Origin of the sequence: Mycobacterium hainanense, assembly GCF_041890355.1 — a bacterium.
In the GTDB taxonomy this organism is placed as follows: Bacteria; Actinomycetota; Actinomycetes; order Mycobacteriales; family Mycobacteriaceae; genus Mycobacterium; species Mycobacterium hainanense.
Genome location: NZ_CP169059.1, coordinates 5,311,473 through 5,325,142, shown reverse-complemented (window position 1 = coordinate 5,325,142; position 13,670 = coordinate 5,311,473). Strand labels below are relative to the sequence as shown.

15 protein-coding genes are annotated in these 13,670 nt (G+C 69.8%); 9 read left to right on the top strand and 6 right to left on the bottom strand.

The genetic code is table 11. From position 1 onward, the window contains the following. Positions 1 to 25 precede the first annotated feature (25 nt). Positions 26 to 811, top strand: a complete 786-nt coding sequence (locus tag ACEL92_RS25115) for a trans-aconitate 2-methyltransferase (protein WP_374023270.1) — start codon at positions 26 to 28, stop codon at positions 809 to 811. On the opposite strand, the gene ACEL92_RS25110 is transcribed toward ACEL92_RS25115, so the two are convergent. Together ACEL92_RS25110 and bluB are read right to left on the bottom strand one after the other, a co-directional pair. Further along, a complete protein-coding gene (locus ACEL92_RS25110; protein WP_374023269.1) occupies positions 808 to 2,217 on the bottom strand; it encodes a sulfatase in 1,410 nt (469 codons plus the stop codon). The genes ACEL92_RS25115 and ACEL92_RS25110 overlap by 4 nt on opposite strands. Before the next feature lie 37 nt (positions 2,218 to 2,254). Beyond that, the gene (gene bluB, locus ACEL92_RS25105) at positions 2,255 to 2,920 is read right to left on the bottom strand and encodes a 5,6-dimethylbenzimidazole synthase (RefSeq protein ID WP_374023268.1); all 666 of its coding nucleotides are present in this window, start codon (positions 2,918 to 2,920) and stop codon (positions 2,255 to 2,257) included. Between the two features lie 81 nt (positions 2,921 to 3,001). Here bluB and ACEL92_RS25100 point away from each other — a divergent pair, with 81 nt between their 5' ends. Further along, complete coding sequence (locus tag ACEL92_RS25100) at positions 3,002 to 3,286, top strand: hypothetical protein (RefSeq protein ID WP_374023267.1); 285 nt, start codon at positions 3,002 to 3,004, stop codon at positions 3,284 to 3,286. On the opposite strand, the gene ACEL92_RS25095 is transcribed toward ACEL92_RS25100, so the two are convergent. Next, positions 3,270 to 3,752 (bottom strand): hypothetical protein, encoded by a 483-nt coding sequence (locus tag ACEL92_RS25095; protein WP_374023266.1) that lies wholly within the window; start codon positions 3,750 to 3,752, stop codon positions 3,270 to 3,272. The two genes, ACEL92_RS25100 and ACEL92_RS25095, sit on opposite strands and share 17 nt — an antisense overlap. Before the next feature lie 82 nt (positions 3,753 to 3,834). Here ACEL92_RS25095 and ACEL92_RS25090 point away from each other — a divergent pair, with 82 nt between their 5' ends. Together ACEL92_RS25090 and ACEL92_RS25085 are read left to right on the top strand one after the other, a co-directional pair. Continuing rightward, the gene (locus ACEL92_RS25090) at positions 3,835 to 4,512 is read left to right on the top strand and encodes a phosphatase PAP2 family protein (protein ID WP_374023265.1); all 678 of its coding nucleotides are present in this window, start codon (positions 3,835 to 3,837) and stop codon (positions 4,510 to 4,512) included. Between the two features lie 59 nt (positions 4,513 to 4,571). After that, the gene (locus ACEL92_RS25085; RefSeq protein ID WP_374023264.1) at positions 4,572 to 5,228 is read left to right on the top strand and encodes a L,D-transpeptidase; all 657 of its coding nucleotides are present in this window, start codon (positions 4,572 to 4,574) and stop codon (positions 5,226 to 5,228) included. A 6-nt stretch (positions 5,229 to 5,234) separates the two neighbouring features. Here ACEL92_RS25085 and ACEL92_RS25080 read toward each other — a convergent pair whose 3' ends face one another. Beyond that, positions 5,235 to 5,732, bottom strand: a complete 498-nt coding sequence (locus ACEL92_RS25080; RefSeq protein WP_374023263.1) for a nuclear transport factor 2 family protein — start codon at positions 5,730 to 5,732, stop codon at positions 5,235 to 5,237. A 108-nt stretch (positions 5,733 to 5,840) separates the two neighbouring features. Then, entirely contained in the window at positions 5,841 to 6,461 is a 621-nt protein-coding gene (locus ACEL92_RS25075) for a TetR/AcrR family transcriptional regulator (RefSeq protein ID WP_374023262.1), read from the bottom strand. Positions 6,462 to 6,499: 38 nt separating this feature from the next. Between ACEL92_RS25075 and ACEL92_RS25070 the strand changes: the two genes are divergently transcribed. The 4 genes from ACEL92_RS25070 to ACEL92_RS25055 all read left to right on the top strand — a co-directional run bounded on the left by ACEL92_RS25070 (position 6,500) and on the right by ACEL92_RS25055 (position 11,782). Beyond that, entirely contained in the window at positions 6,500 to 7,723 is a 1,224-nt protein-coding gene (locus ACEL92_RS25070) for a hypothetical protein (protein ID WP_374023261.1), read from the top strand. 157 nt (positions 7,724 to 7,880) lie between these two features. Continuing rightward, positions 7,881 to 9,806: an Hsp70 family protein gene (locus ACEL92_RS25065; protein WP_374023260.1), complete on the top strand. Its 1,926-nt coding sequence runs from the start codon at positions 7,881 to 7,883 to the stop codon at positions 9,804 to 9,806. Between the two features lie 142 nt (positions 9,807 to 9,948). Further along, positions 9,949 to 11,313 (top strand): hypothetical protein, encoded by a 1,365-nt coding sequence (locus ACEL92_RS25060; protein ID WP_374023259.1) that lies wholly within the window; start codon positions 9,949 to 9,951, stop codon positions 11,311 to 11,313. A 67-nt stretch (positions 11,314 to 11,380) separates the two neighbouring features. After that, positions 11,381 to 11,782 (top strand): hypothetical protein, encoded by a 402-nt coding sequence (locus ACEL92_RS25055; protein ID WP_374023258.1) that lies wholly within the window; start codon positions 11,381 to 11,383, stop codon positions 11,780 to 11,782. Positions 11,783 to 11,788: 6 nt separating this feature from the next. On the opposite strand, the gene ACEL92_RS25050 is transcribed toward ACEL92_RS25055, so the two are convergent. Next, on the bottom strand, positions 11,789 to 12,511 hold the full coding sequence (locus ACEL92_RS25050) for a DUF3060 domain-containing protein (RefSeq protein WP_374023257.1): 723 nt from the start codon (positions 12,509 to 12,511) through the stop codon (positions 11,789 to 11,791). 57 nt (positions 12,512 to 12,568) lie between these two features. On the opposite strand from ACEL92_RS25050, the gene ACEL92_RS25045 reads away from it, so the two are divergent. Continuing rightward, complete coding sequence (locus tag ACEL92_RS25045) at positions 12,569 to 13,588, top strand: NADP-dependent oxidoreductase (RefSeq protein WP_374023256.1); 1,020 nt, start codon at positions 12,569 to 12,571, stop codon at positions 13,586 to 13,588. The last annotated feature ends 82 nt before the right edge of the window (positions 13,589 to 13,670 follow it).

The window sequence follows — 13,670 nt, the reverse complement described above, 5'->3', positions numbered from 1 at the left end:
CGGCGCGTTGATCAGGAGGACCGACATGTGGGATCCAGAGGTCTACCTGGCGTTTGCGGACCATCGCAGCCGGCCCTTCTACGACCTGCTGTCCCGGGTGGGGGCCGAGCGGGCCCGGCGGGTGGTCGACCTCGGCTGCGGGCCCGGCCACCTGACCAAGTACCTGTCCCGGCGTTGGCCGGACGCGGTGATCGAGGCGATCGACACATCGCCGGAGATGGTCGCCGCCGCGAAGGAACGCGGCATCGACGCCGTCATCGGCGACTTGCGGGACTGGAAGCCCAAGCCCGATACCGACGTCGTCGTCAGCAACGCCGCGCTGCACTGGGTCCCCGAGCACGCCGACCTGCTGGTCCGGTGGGCGGCCGAGCTGCCGCCCGGGTCGTGGATCGCCGTCCAGATCCCCGGCAACTTCGAGACACCGTCGCACGCCACGGTGCGCACCCTGGCCCGTCGGAAGCCATACGCAAAGGTGATGCGCGACATACCATTTCGCGTCGGCGCCGTCGTCCAACCACCGATCCAGTACGCCAACCTGCTGTTGGACGCCGGGTGCAAGGTCGACGTGTGGGAGACCACCTACCTGCACCAGCTGACCGGTGCGAACCCGGTGCTGGAATGGATCACCGGGACGGCGCTGGTGCCGGTGCGCGATCGGCTCAGCGACGAAGACTGGGAACGGTTCCGTGAGGAACTCATCCCACTGCTGGACGACGCCTACCCGCCGCGGGCCGACGGAACGACGATCTTCCCGTTCCGGCGGGTGTTCATCGTCGCCGAGGTCGGCGGCTCCCGGCGGTCCGGCGGCTAACCGCTCGCCTGCTCCTCGATGCCGCGGTCGACGGCCAGCGCCGACCGGGCCGTCGGCTTCATCCGATGGATGTGCAGATAGGTCTCGGTGTACCGGGCCGAGATGCGGGTGCCGGCGAACTCCGAAGGAATCACGTCACCCGTGCGTTGACGCCAATCATGAAGCCGCACAGCCAAATCGGCCGCTATCTCGTCGGCGTCGGCGTCGGCGTCGTCACCAGCCAGCAGGTTGGTGGTCTCGGTGGGATCGGCCCGCAAGTCGTAGAGTTCGCGCTGTGGGCGCGGGCCGGTGATGAACGGCGCCACCGCGGCCCCGGACGGGCTCTCCTCGATGTCCAACGGCAGGTCCAGCAGCGGCCGGGATGCGTAATTCTCGATGTAGCTGTAGTCCTTGGTGCGAATCGCGCGAATGGGATCGAACGAGTCGTGATAGGTCTTCGTCGTGTACACGTGGTCCCTGACCGGCACGGTGTGCGGCTCGGGCGTGACGAGGGCGCGCGCGTGCGAGACCCCGTCGACATCGGGCGGAACGTCGCGCCCGAGCAGGTCCAGCAGCGTGGGCAACAGGTCCACGCCGCTGAACAGCTCGTCGTAGACCCGGGGGGGCAGCGCCCGGCCGGTGGGTGGCCTGATGATCATGCCGATGCCGGTTCCCGCGTCGTACAGCGTGGACTTGGCGCGCGGAAACGCCGGGCCGTGGTCGGTGAAGAACACCACCCAGGTGGTGGCGTCGAGTCCCGTCTCGGCCAGCGTGTCCAGCAGGCGGCCGACGGCGGCATCGGCCGTCGCGATCGACCCGTAGAAGCCGGCCAGGTCGTCGCGCACCTCGGGGATGTCGGGTAGGTAATCGGGCGGGTCGACCTCGGCGCGCTCCGCCGGCCGGTAGCGGTCCCGGGGATACGGCCGGTGCGTCTCGAAGAACCCGGCGGTCAACAGGAACGGTTGGTCCGCGAGGTCTTCGGTGCCGTCTCGCAGCCAGTCGGAGGCCCGGTCCACCACGTATTCGCAGTAGGAGTTCGACACGTCGAACTCGTCGAAACCCAGCCGCTGCGGGTAGGACGTCTCGTGCTGCATGCCGAAAAGCGCGGAGTACCAACCGGCATCGGTCAAAATCTGGGGGAGGGTGCGCACGCCGCTGCGATACTCCCAGCCGTGATGCGCCAGGCCGATCAGGCCGTTGCTCTGCGGGTAGCGGCCGGTGAACAGCGACCCGCGCGACGGCGAGCACAGCGGTGCCGTGGCGTGCGCCCTGGTGAACAGGATGCCCTCGGCGGCGAGGCGGTCCAGCCGTGGGCTCTTGACGTCAGGGTGGCCGTAGACGCCGAGGTAGCGGCCCAAATCGTGCCAGTGCACGATCAACACGTTGTCGTTCCGGTCGGCTTCTTCGCCCGGCGCCAATTGCGTCACCTCTCCAACTTGCCCGCGACGCGCGACGATACCGCAGCTAGTCGGGCAGAGGCTGGGAGCGCCCACTCCAGTGGTTCTCGCAGACGAACTCCGACAGCGGCCGGGCGACGGCCCAGCCGTCCAGTTCCAACGCCGGCCGATCGGGGAATTCGGGCACCGGCCCCAGGCACAGGATGGCCACCGGTTCGGCCCCCGGGGGCATCTCGAGCAACGACGCCAACCGCTGCGGATCGAACAGGGAAACCCAGCCCACGCCAAGGCCTTCCGCGCGCGCGGCCAGCCACAGGTTCTGAATCGCGCACGACACCGACGCGAGGTCCATCTGCGGCAGGGTCCGGCGGCCGAACACGTGTCTCTCCCGGTCGTCGCACAGCGCCACCACCAGCAGCTCCGCGCACTCCAGGATGCCTTCGACTTTCAGCGCGAGAAACTCCTCGGCGCGCTCGCCCAGGGCGGCGGCGGTGAGCGGGCGCTCCTCGTCGACGAGTGCGTGGATGCGCCGGCGCAGCGAGTCGTCGGTGATCCGTACGAAGCGCCAGGGCTGCATCAGGCCGACGCTGGGCGCCGCGTGCGCCGCCTGCAGCAGGCGCGCCAGCACGGCCTCGTCCACCACCCCGGGTGAGAACCGGCGCATGTCGCGCCGCTCCGAAATCACCCGATAGATGGCGCGGCGCTCCTGCGGGGTGAAGGCCTGCTCGGTCACGGAGTCATCGTAGGAAATCCGAGTTAGCGTGAACCGTGTCTGCGACACGGACCGGGTGAACACCCAGGAAAGGAGTGTTCCGTGAAGCCCATCGACCTGCTCGACCTGCCGCCCACTGACGGGGCCGCGGGCCGCGTGTACGGCGAGCCCTATCAGACACCGGACGGCACCACCGTGATTCCGGTGGTCAAACCGCCCGGCGTCTTCGTCGTCCGCAACGGCGAGGCCTCCTGGAAGCCCGCCGTCGACGGCAACCGCGTCGCGCTGATCGGGGTGATCACCGGCCTGCTGGCGGCGGTGATCGCCAGCCTGGCGGTGCTGCGCCAGCCGCCCTGGCCGCGGATGACGATCACGGACTATAGGTAACGCCGACCGCGCGGAACACGTACTCCGGCGGCATGGCGAAGGCCAGCGATCGCCGTGGCAGGCCGCCGAGCACATCGTCGGGAATGGCCGCCTTGTAGTGCAGCGACAACTCGCCGCTGAACTTCGGGTCGACCTGCGCGACGTCGACGTCGACCTGCAGACCGGTCGCCGAGATCTCGACCCGCGCCGCCCCGGTCTGCGGCGCGTCCCAGCGAACGTCGACGGTCGGCCCGGCCAGTCGGGGCAGCATCGACAGCGTGGCCAGCACCCGCTCGGAGGTGAACGCCAGCGAACCGGTGTAGCTGGCGACACTGTGCGGCAATCGCACGCCCGGGATGGCGCCCTTGAAGCGCCGGGTCACCGCCACGAAGTCGGCGAGGTAGCGCAGGCCTTCCGCCTCGAGCTGCGCGTACACGTCGTCGGGCAGCTTGCCGATGCCGAGCAACCTGCGGACAAATACGGCCATGACGCCAGTATGGCGCGGGCCGGGCGACGGCGTGGTCGGGCCGCCGGGCGCTGCGCGGAGCCGTGCTGGTATCCGTGGGGATATGACCCGAGCGCGGACTAAGCCGGCCCTGTGCGTCGCCCTGGCCGCGGCGGCGATCTACGCGCTGATGTGGGTGGGCTACGCGCAGGGCTGGCACTGGCAGCAGCGCCTGGATTGGTCGCTGCTGAACGCCGCGCGCGACAGCGCGGTCAAACACCCGTTCTGGGTGCGATTCTTCTCGGACGTCTCCTTTGCGCTGGGCCCGGTCCCGCTGCGGGTGCTCGGCGCGGTGGCGGCGGCCGGGGCCCTGGTGGCGGGCCGCGTGCGGGCGGGGTTGTTGCTGTTGGCCTGCGCGCCGCTCAGCGGGCTCGTGACGGTGGCGGCCAAGGCGCTGGTGGACCGGCCGCGCCCGTCGACCATGCTGGTGGCCGCTGCCGAGACGTCGTTTCCGTCCGGGCACGCGCTGGAGGTGACGGCCGCGCTGCTCGCGGCGTTGTCGTTGGTGTTGCCGACGATGAACCGGGTGATGCGCGGCGTCACGGCCGCGGTGGTCGCGGTGGTCGTGCTGGCGGTGGGCGCCTCGCGGGTGGCGCTGAACGTCCACTACCCGTCCGACGTGGTGGCCGGCTGGTCGTTGGGCTATCTTTATTTCCTGTTGTGCTACACGGTGATTCGGCCCCCGCGCGCGGCGTTTTCCCGAAAGCCCAGTGCGGCGGCCGATTTGGTCACGGCGCGGTGACCTAACCGGGTCCGAAGCTTTACTTGACCTTGCGCCGCGCGGGTTTGACGATTGAGGTCATGCGCCGACTGCTCACTTCGCTGTTCGCTTCGGCGTGCGCGTGTTTCGTGGCACTGGGCCTGGCGCCGATCAGCGGCGCGGCCGGCGCCCCCTGGTTCGCCAACGCCGTCGGCGATGCCACGCAAGTGGTTTCGGTGGTGAGCACCGGCGGATCCAACGCGACGATGGACATCTATCAGCGCACGGCCGCCGGATGGCAGGCGCTGCGGACCGGCATCCCCACTCACGTCGGTTCGGCGGGCATGGCGCCGCAGGCCAAGAGCGGGGTGCCGGCCACCCCGATGGGCGTCTACACGCTGGACTCCGCGTTCGGCACCGCCCCCAATCCGGGCACGGGGCTGCCCTACACGCAGGTGGGCCCCAACCACTGGTGGAGCGGCGACGACCACAGCCCCACGTTCAACTCCATGCAGGTGTGCCAGAAGGCGCAGTGCCCGTTCAACACCGCCGAAAGCGAGAACCTGCAAATCCCGCAGTACAAGCACGCGGTCGTGATGGGCGTCAACAAGAACAAGACCCCCGGCGGCGGCGCGGCGTTCTTCTTCCACACCACCGACGGGAAACCCACCGAGGGCTGCGTGGCGGTCGACGATGCTCAGCTGGTGTCGATCATGAAGTGGCTGCGGCCCGGCGCGGTCATCGCCATCACCAAGTAGCGCGCCTCAGGCGTCGGTGGCCACCGCGCGACCGGGCTTGAGCGTGAAGTTCATGCCCTCCAACGACATTGTGGCGTCGTAGGTTCGGTCGTAGCCGGTGCCGCTGATCTTCCAGCCGGCGTCGGTGCGCCGGTAGGTGTCGCGGTAGAAGGCCGCACCGATCAGCATGAAGTTCAAGTCGGCGACGATCACGCGGTCCTGCAGATACCAACTGCCCGTTGCCGTGTCGCCATCGACGACGATATCGGGATGGGTCACCCGGTGCTCGGTGATGACGTTGCCGGGCAGCGAGGTACGCATGTACTCGACCAGGTCGGCGCGGTTGGTGAAGTGCAACTCGTTGCCGATCGACGGCCCGTAGTCGGCCTTGATGTCCTCGGCGAGCGTGTCGGCGAAGTCGTCCCAGTGCTTGGTGTCCAGAGCGCGCAGGTACCGGTATTTCACCTGCTTGATGGCTTCGATGTCGGCGAGATCTTGAGGGGTCATCAGGTCATTGCAGCACACGGGGAAAGGCCGCCTGCGGTCAGCTTTGACCTTCGCCGAGATAGAAACGGCTGCGACTCCGATCGGCGTGTCGTGTGCGTAGGTTATAAGTCGCGACGTCCGTGAGCGTCATTGCAGGACGCTGGCCACCATGTCGATCAGAGCCCGCCGTTCCAGGCTCCAGTCGATCGCCGTGCCGGTGACCATCTGCACCAGCACCACACCCCGCAGCGTCGCCCAAATCACTTCGGCCACACCGGCATTCGCCGGATCGGTGGTGATCAGCCGGCCCAGCTGACCGATCGCGTCGTTCATCTCCAGCAGGTGCCGCCGCGGGGACTCGCCGGGCCCGCCACGCGTCGCCCGCAAAATCTCGAACGCCGCCATCGAAGTCGGGCTGCTGTAGCAGCCCCAGGCGGTGTCCACGACCACCTCGATGCGCTCGCGCAGCGGCAGCTCGCTGACATCGGCCGACGACAGGCTTTCGATCAGCCGGTCCACGCCGTCGTCGACGACGGCCATCAGCAGGCCGTTGCGATCGCCGAAGTGGTACTGGATGACCCCCCACGTCACGCCCGCGCGCTCGGCCACGTGTTTGGCCGTGGCAGCCGGGAAGCCCTCCTCGATGATGCAGCGGACCGTCTCGTCGATGATGCGCGCGCGGGTGTCGTCACCGCGCTTGCGTGGCGCACTGGTACGCCGGGTGGGGCCAACCGGGCCCCCGGCTACCTGACCTGCGGCAATCGACATTGTTGACTTTATAACATAGCCAAGTCTATTTTTGGGCCGTGAGCCGATCCCGATACGCGCGGTTGACGCGCGAGCAGCTGGCCGTCCTGGTTCCCGAACTCCTGCTGATCGGGCAGCTGATCGACCGCTCGGGCATGGCCTGGTGCATCAGCGAGTTCGGACGCGACGAGATGGTGCAGATCGCGATCGAGGAGTGGGCGGGCGCCAGCCCCGTCTACACGCGGCGCATGCAGCGGGCGCTCAACTTCGAAGGCGACGACGTGCCGACCATCTTCAAGGGGCTGCAGCTCGACATCGGCGCCCCACCGCAATTCATGGACTTCCGCTACACCGTGCACGACCGCTGGCACGGAGAATTCCACCTCGACCACTGCGGCGCGCTGCTCGACGTCGAGCCGATGGGGGAGAAGTACGTCTTCGGCATGTGCCACACCATCGAGGACCCGACCTTCGACGCCACCGCGGTGGCGACCAACCCCCGCGCCCAGGTGCGCCCCATCCACCGGCCGCCGCGGACGCCGGCGGATCGGCATCCGCACTGCGCATGGACCGTCATCATCGACGAGTCCTATCCCGAGGCCCAGAGCATCCCCGCGTTGGACATTGTTAGCCGAACCCGCGCCGCCACATGGGAATTGGATCCGGTCGACCGATCCGACGATGGCAACGCGGACTACTCAGGCCCGCTGTTGTCCGACTTCGACTTCGCCGGCTTCTCGCATTCCGCGCTGGTCCGGATGGCCGACGAGGTGTGTCTGCAGATGCACCTGCTCTATCTGTCGTTCGCCATAGCGGTGCGCGCCCGCGCCGTCGATGACGCCCAGGCGGTGTCGGTGTGCACCCAGGGGCTCACCGGCATCGCGGGTGTCGCCGCCGAGCGGATACACCGCGCATTGGGACTCCCCGGCGGCGTTGCAGGGGTGCTTGAGGTGCTCGAATTGCACCCATTGCTGAACCCCGCCGGCTATGTCCGCGCGGAAACGGCCGACCGGCTCGTCGTGCACCACTCACCGGCACACGACGACGCCGCCTGGATCGCCCTGTGCTCCCCGGATTCCGTGCAGCCGCTGCAGGCGATCGCCACCGCCGTCGACCCACACATCGAGGTCCGGGTCAGCGGCACCGGCACCGACTGGACCGCGGAATTGGTCGAAACCGACACGGCGGCGGCCGAACTGCCCGAGGTGTCGGTAACCAAGGTCAGCGGCGGGGCGACATTCCAGTTCGAGCCGAGGCGTTCGTTGCCGCTGACCGTGGTGTAAGCGCCAGCGTCGATTTGTCAAGAGGCCGGCGGTATCGCTTCGGTGACGGGGCGGCATCGACCGGGTACCGATGACGTTGCAAGCCATCGGCTTTGGGCGTGTCCGCGGCTATGGTTAACCCTGGCCACCGACCCCTATAGACGAAGGTTTTCGCTCTATGTACGACCCACTTGGGTTGTCGATCGGGACCACCAACCTGGTCGCTGCGCGTAATGAAAGCCCACCGGTTACCCGGCGCTCGGTGCTGACCCTATATCCGCACTGCGCGCCTAAAGTCGGTGTGCCCGAAGAGAATTCGTATCCTTTTGAGCCCGGCGTGATGATGAAGGGCTTCGTGGAGCGCATCGGCGACTCGGTGGCGCTGGTGTCGGCCGACGGGTCCGCACACGACCCGGAACTGCTCACGGTGGAGGCCCTGGACGCGATGGTGCGCGCCGTCGGCGCGGACGCATCCTGCGCGGAGATCTCCATCGCCGTGCCCGCGTACTGGAAACCCGTTACAGTGCAGGCATTGCGCGACGGGTTGCGGACCCACCTGGGCTTCGTCCGCAGCGGCATGGCGCCCCGGCTGGTGTCGGACGCTATCGCGTCGCTGACCGCGGTGAAGGCGGAGCTCGGCCTGCCCGACGAAGGCGTGGTGGGGCTGCTCGACTTCGGTGGCGGCGGGACGTCGGCCACGCTGGTGAACGTCGGCGGTGATTTCGAATTGCTCAGCGCCACAATGCGGTACGCGGGCCTGTCGGGCGACGAGATCGACCAGGAGGTGCTGCTGCGGGTCTTCGAGGAGCTGGGCCGCGGCAGCGGTATCGATCCGGCCAGCACGGCCGCCGTCGGGCAGCTCGGCGAACTGCGCGAACAGTGCCGGTTGGCCAAGGAGCGGCTGTCCACCGACGTGGTGACCGAGATCGCCGCGGTGCTCGGCGAACGCAGCTGCAGCTTCACGCTCAAGCGCGACGATCTCGAAGACCTGATGGCGGATCGGCTGACCGGCTTCATCTACGCCCTGGACGACATGCTGGTGCGCTACCGCAAGAACTGGGGCGACCTCGCGGCGGTGGTTGCCGTCGGCGGTGGCGCGCAGATTCCGCTTGTCGCCGAACGGCTTTCGATCCACGGCCGCACGCCGGTCCTGACGCCGTCGCAGCCTGCACTCGCGGCGGCCTCCGGCGCGCTGCTGCTGGCGGCCCGCGGCGAGGAGCTGAGCCTGCGCACCAGGACGTCGATGAGCCTGCTGGCTTCGGCCAACGCCACCGGCGATGTCGTCGATCTCGGGGCCGGCGACGTGCTGGTGATCGACGACGAGGCGCTGACGGATCGCGAGCTGGCCTGGTCGCAGACCGAGTACCCCGGTGACCTGCGGGTGCGGTTCGGCGGCGAAACCTACGACGAAGACGGGCCATCCGGCTGGTCGATGCGGCTGAACGTGATCGACCCGCCCCCGGAGCGGCCGTGGCGCCGCTTCCGGCTCTCCCAGCTGATCATCGGCATGTCGGCCCTGGTGGCCATGACGGCGATCGGCGGCGTGGCCTACACGCTGACCGGCATCGAACACCGCCAGGCCCCGCCGGCGCCCAGCGTCGCCCCCCGGCCGGCGCCGGCCAGCCCGCTGGTCCCCCGCACCGTCGCACCGCCGCCCCCGACGGCCGTGCCGCCCCCGCCGAGCGCCGCGCCGGTGCCCAGTCCCGCACCGGCGCCGCCGCCCGAACCCCCGCCGTCGCCGCCACCCCCGCCCCCGCCGGTGGTGATCACCACCCAGGCGCCACCGGTCTATACCCCGCGGCACACCGCGCCGCCGGTCACCCAGGCGCCCACCACGACCGCCATGACGACGCCCCCGCCGCCGCCGTCGACCACCACCGAGACGCCGCCCCCGCCGTCGACGACCACGACCACGACCACGACGGTCCCGATGACCACCGAGTGGATCCACGTGCCGCTGCTGCCGGTGCCGATTCCGGTCCAGGTCCCGCAGACCCAGGCTCCGCAGGCGCCGGCCCCGCAGTACACGCCTTATCCGCAGTACCCGCAGTATCCGCAGTATCCAGGGAACTCCCAGAATCCGTTCCTGAGCCCCGGCTACTAGTCCGCGTCGTCGCTGCTGAGCGCGCTCCACGAGCGCGTCCGTTTCCGCGCGGGTAGCGTGGTATCACCCGGTCGGGCGGGTCTATCCGGCGGTGCCCTCATCGAGGGATCGCGGAGCAATCAGCGGACTGTGGAGGCGTGAAGTGGACATCGTGCTCGGAGTCTCGATGGCTCCCGGGACGGTCCGCCTGGTGGTCATCGAGGGCCAGAACGCCGACGGTGTCACCGTCGAGCAGGACGAGTTCGGCGGCGCGGTCGACGAGGTCATCGCGGCGATCGGCGGCACCCGCGAAGGTGCGGAGGCGGGCGGGCACCGGTTGGTGTCGACGGGAGTGACCTGGACGGACCCCGCGGGCGTCGGCGCGCTGCGGGAAGCGATGGCCCGCCACGGCATGGGCAATGTGATGTTGGTGTCGCCGTTGCTGGCCGCGGCCGCGCTGGCCCAGACGGTCGGGTACGCGCTCGACTACGCGCACATCGCGATGCTGTTCGTGGAGCCCGAAACCGCGACGCTGGCCGTCGTCGACGTCAGCGACGGTTCGATCGTCGACCTGCACCGCCAGCAGCTGGCCAACGCCGGGGAGGAGTCGCTCGCCGCCGAGCTGGCAACCATGGTCGCCGGTCTGGGCGCACGGGGTGCCCGCGCGGACGGCGTGTTCCTGATCGGCTGCGGCACGGACATCGTGCCCGTCAAGCCCGCGCTGGAAGCGGCCGCGCCGCTCGAGGTGACGGCCCCCGAGGAGCCGGAGATGGCGCTGGCCCGTGGGGCGGCCCTGGCGTCGGCGAACGCGCCGCTGTTCGCCTCGTCCACCGCGGCCCTGGCGTACGCGCTGGACCCGGGCACCGGAGAGGTCAGCCCGCGACCGCTCGGCCCGACCTACCTCGACGTCTGGGGCAACGCCGACGCCGAATCCCTGGCCTACAGCGCCCTCACCGACGAGGTCGACGGGGACGAGGTCGTCCCGCGCCTGCGCCGGCCGATGTTCCTGGCCGGTAGCGCGCTCGCCGGCATCGCCGCCGTCACAGCCGGGGTCGTGCTGGTGTCGCTGACCTCCGATCGGCCGGCATCCGAGCTGCCGCAGAACCCGCGCGTCAACGCCGCCAGCCCTGCCAAGCAGGCGCCCGCCCCGGCCGCGAGCGTTCCGCCGGCGGCGCAGCCGCCCGCCCCCACGCCCTCGCCTGCCCCCGCGCCCCCGCCCCCCACCGCGGTCGCCGCCCCGCAGCCGGCCCCGCCCGAGGCGGAGCAGCCCCAAGCGCCGGTGAAACCGCCCCCGGCGGCACCCGTCTACCGGGCCCCGACCCGGCCCGCCCCGCAATACACGCCGCCGCCCGTCCAACGGCCGGCTCCCGCCCCGCCGCCGGCGGCCCCGCCACCTCCGCCGCCCGCCGCGCCCCCACCGGCGCCGGCCGCGCCGGCGCAGCCCCCGGTGACGATGTACCTGCACTTCCCGTTCGTCACGGTGCCGATCCCGATCACGCCGCCGCCGCCTCCGGCGCCCCCGCCGTAACGACGTGGCGCGCGCGAGCCACTGCGCGCACACTGGGCGATAACGGCATGAGCGGCGAGGAGGTCGCGTGGGCGAATACGGTGCGTTCGGGTTCGATCCCGAAGAGTTTGATCGAATGATCCGCGAAGGCAGCGAGGGGCTGCGCGACGTCTTCGAGCGGGTCAGCAGGTTTGTCGCGGCACCCGGAGCGCGGTCCGGGTGGTCATCGATCTTCGAAGACTTCTCGCGGCGCCCCCGCCCCGAGCCAGAGACCGCCGGCGAGGCGGGCGACGGTGTCTGGGCCATCTACACGGTGGACGCCGACGGTGGCGCGCACGTCGAACAGGTCTACGCGACCGAGCTCGATGCGCTGCGGGCCAACAAGGACAACGTCGACCCCACGCGCAAGGTGCGATTTTTGCCTTACGGCATCGCGGTCAGCGTCCTCGACGGCGATTCGCACGACGAGGAACCCACCGAGGAACCGTAACGCGCCTCAGCCCTGCTGGACGACGTTCGCGCTGCCCGAGTTGCTGACCTTCGGCGTGCCCGAATGGTAGGTGACCTTGTTGCTGATTCCCGAGGCCTCAATGCTGTCGACGGCGTCGACAGTGATCTCGTTCTGCACCCCCGACACGCTGAGGCTTGCGCAGTGACCGCTGATCACCACCGTGTTGGACACACCGCTGACGTTGACCACGTTGTCGGTGCACGCGATCGTGCGGTTCTCGCCGATCCCGGAGACCGTCACCTGGCTGCCCGGCGGCGGCGTGGGTGAGGTGGACGTGGCGGTCGAGCTCGGCGTCTTGGTACGGGTGGTCGTGGACGGGGCGGTGCCGCCGGGTGTGGTGGCCGGGGGACTGAACGTGGTGGTGAAGGTCGGGGGGGAGCTGATGATCGACCGGACGCCGGAGAGCTGGTGCGCCGCGAAGGCGGCGATGCCGCCCGCGAGTGCGAGCACGCCGACGGCGATGAAAGTGCCCACGATCCACCACATCCGGTTGCCCGAGGGGCTTTGCGGCGGCGGGCCGCCCAGCGGGCCGCCATAGCTCCACGGGGGCGGCGGCGGGGGGCCGGCCGGGCCGGGCGGGTACGCCGGCCCCGGCTGGTAGGCCTGGCCTGCGGGTTGCGCGCTGCTCGCTTCGGATGCCCGCGCCGCGTCGGCGAGCGGGCGTTCGAGTTCCCGGATCCGATCCTCCGGGTCGTCGTTTGCTGCCATGGGATGAATATGCCATTCGCCCGGCCTATTTCGGCCGGTTCGGTAGTTTCTTGCATCGTGCCCGAGTTGCCGAACCGTCAGGTCCTCCTTCGTCGCCGCCCCGCCGGGCTCGTTCAGCCCGGTGACACCGAGCTGGTCACCACCCCGGCGCCCGAGCCCGCGGAGGGTGAGGCGCTGCTGCGCACCACCTACGTCGGGATCGACGCCGCCGCCCGCACCTGGCTCGACGACCAGCCCAGTTACCTGCCGCCCGTGCAGCTGGGCGAGGTGATCCGCGCCGCCGGGATCGGTGAGGTGGTCGCCTCGCGCTGTGACGCCTACGCCGTCGGTGACGTCGTCACCACGCTCACCGGTTTCTCCGAGTACGCGATCATCCGCGACGATTTGTTCAGCACGCCCATCCCCGGCGAGGACGATCAGCTGGCGATCATGTCGGTGTACGGGCCCACCGGCGCCACCGCGTACTTCGGCATGACCGACATCGGCCGGCCGAAGGCGGGGGAGACGGTGGTGGTCTCGGCGGCCGCCGGGGCCACCGGGTCGGTGGCCGGGCAGATCGCCAAGATCGCCGGCGCCCGGGTGGTGGGGATCGCGGGCGGCCCGCAGAAATGCCGGGCGGTGGTCGAGGACTTCGGATTCGACGCCTGCATCGACTACAAGAACGACGACGTCGCCGCGGCGCTCAAGCGGCACTGCCCGAAGCGCGTCGACGTCTACTTCGACAACGTCGGCGGGCCCATCCTCAACGCGGTGCTGGGCCGGTTGGCCCCGCACGCCCGGGTCGTCCTGTGCGGGGTCATCTCCAGTTACCTCACCGGGGAGCACCCCGGTCCGGCGAACTACGTAAACCTGTTGTCCAAGACCGCCTTGATGCAGGGATTCAACGCCCTCGACCAGTGGGGTCGCTTCGACGAGGCGTTCGCCGCGCTGCGGCAATGGGAGGCCGAGGGCCGGCTCAAGCACCGGGAGACCGTCTTCGAGGGCATCGAGTCCTGCGTCGACGCCCTCAACGGGCTGTTCACCGGGGTCAACATCGGCAAGACGTTGGTCAAGCTCAGCGAACCGGCCTCCCGCTGACCCGCGCCGTCCCTACCACGCGGAAAGTCGCCGCCACGGCCCGGGTGTGGCATGCGTGCCACCCCAGCGCGTGGTTTCATAA